This is a genomic window from Desulfosporosinus metallidurans (assembly GCF_001936615.1).
Taxonomy (GTDB): domain Bacteria; phylum Bacillota; class Desulfitobacteriia; order Desulfitobacteriales; family Desulfitobacteriaceae; genus Desulfosporosinus; species Desulfosporosinus metallidurans.
Genome location: NZ_MLBF01000136.1, coordinates 1 through 2,008, shown reverse-complemented (window position 1 = coordinate 2,008; position 2,008 = coordinate 1). Strand labels below are relative to the sequence as shown.

Annotated in this window: 1 protein-coding gene; it reads left to right on the top strand. The window is 41.4% G+C overall.

The window, feature by feature from the left end:
• Positions 1-172 precede the first annotated feature (172 nt).
• Positions 173-1,918, top strand: coding sequence for an IS1634 family transposase (locus tag DSOL_RS25930; RefSeq protein WP_075367576.1), 1,746 nt, complete (start codon positions 173-175; stop codon positions 1,916-1,918).
• Positions 1,919-2,008: the final 90 nt, after the last annotated feature.

The following is a 2,008-nucleotide window of genomic DNA, read 5'->3' as shown; positions in this document are numbered from 1 at the left end:
CCCGAGTTTGGCGACATAATTTTCCAATCCCATGCAGCGCAAGGGTTATAGCCATTAATCCCAATATTGTAGTCCTAAATAATTGGCAATATTTATTCTTTTAATCTATTGATACACTGAGATTTATGATATAATATTTGTAGTCCTAAGATATTATTCATGGAGGCTGCAAATGTTTCTTAAGAAAGTCACACTAAAAACAGAAGGCAAAACCTATAATTACTACAAAATCGTCGCTTCTTATCGAGATAAAGACGGAAAACCCAAGCACCGTCTCATTCAGAACCTTGGTGTCTTATCCGACGAGGATGCCACAAGGATGAAAATGATTCTACAAGCTCAGCAAGATTCCGATCTCTCCCTTGCTAAAAGTTCCGACATCGTAGTCACAAAGCATTGGATGTTTTTACCCATCCTTCTGTTGCATTCGCTCTGGGAGACCTTCAACTTGCATCGCTTTTTTCCGGATGATTTGCTAACTGAAGCGATGGTACTCAATCGTTGCATCGAACCACGAAGTAAAATACACGTCATGGACTGGGTTCAAGATACGGTTTTACCTGCAATACATAGTAGTTCAACCAAACCATCGAATTATGCAGTTTATCGGGAGTTAGATGATTTGAACAAACGGGAATCCGCCTTACAGGCTCATCTCTATCAGCAACTTCAGCAGTTTGATCCTTCGGTCGGTGAAGGCTTTTTCTATGACATTACTTCAACTTATATGGAAGGTAGCAACTGTGTTATTGCCAAACTGGGCTATTCGAGAGATCATCGCCCTGACTTACAACAAATTGTGATCGCCTTAATGGTTACTCCTCTTGGGTCTCCTTTCTATTGGAAAGTGCTTGAAGGCAACACGCAGGACGTTACCACGCTGCCTGACGTGGTCAAAGACTTGAAAAACCGATTTGGTTTGACCCGATGTCATCTTGTGTTCGATCGTGGTATGGTGTCCGATGATCATTTACACCTTCTTGAACAGCAAGAACTCACCTATTTATCGGCGATGGACAAAGATGAGATGGCTTGCCACTCGTTATTCAACGAATTTATGCCAGAGCCTTGTTCAAACGATGATTATGAACAGATACTGGCACTTCGTGAATTTGTGCCAACGGACGAAAATCAGTTTTTCTATACACGTGAGGGGCAAATTGATCAGCGCCGATTCATTTTCTCATTTGATGTTACTCGATTTTATGAGGATATTGAATCGCGAGCAAAGCGAATGGCTCAAGCAATGGCCTGGATCAAGGAGAAGAATGCCAGTCTGGCGATTGCTAAAAAGTCGCGTAATAAGGAAATGATTGAACGAGATGTCAAGACGATGCTTGCTAAACGAAAACTCAAATCGTTTCTTCTCGTGACAGTCGCGCCCATTGAACTGACAGTGACTAAAAGCAACGGAACGACACGAATTATTCAATCGTTTCAATTATCGGCTGCGATTGATAAGGACAAGGAAGTGCAAAAAAGACGATTAGACGGAATAACTTGCTTTATCACAAACGATTTGACCATACCCCAAGGAGAAGTGGTTCAAAAGTATCGAGATAAAAACAAGATTGAAGAAGCTTTTCGCGAGATGAAATCCCAACTTGCCCTACGCCCTATCTATTTGACTCGTCCAGAACGAGTGAAAGCCCATGTAACCATCTGCATCATGGCTTACTTGCTTATAAACTCTATGGAGATGATGCTCAGGAAAGCAGAAATTGAGCTATCGTCTGAAGAACTACTAAGACAGGTGAGTAATTGCCGATTAAGTCAGGTTGGCTTGAAAAATTCTCCTCAACGCTCCTTAACTATTACGGAGATGACGGAACAACAGAAACAATGGGTCAAATTGTTTCATTGCGAAAAGATGATAAAACCTAAAGTGATCGACCAATTTAACAAACTTCTTCAGTAAACCATGTTGTAGGGACAAAACTCTAGTTTACACATGGCCTAAAGCCTTGCTACGTCTAGCAATGGTAAAAAATGTCGCCAAACTCGGGTT

Excerpts from the sequence above, each read along its gene's own strand:
- DSOL_RS25930 (WP_075367576.1), top strand. The coding sequence starts at position 173 with ATGTTTCTTAAGAAAGTCACACTAAAAACAGAAGGCAAAACCTATAAT.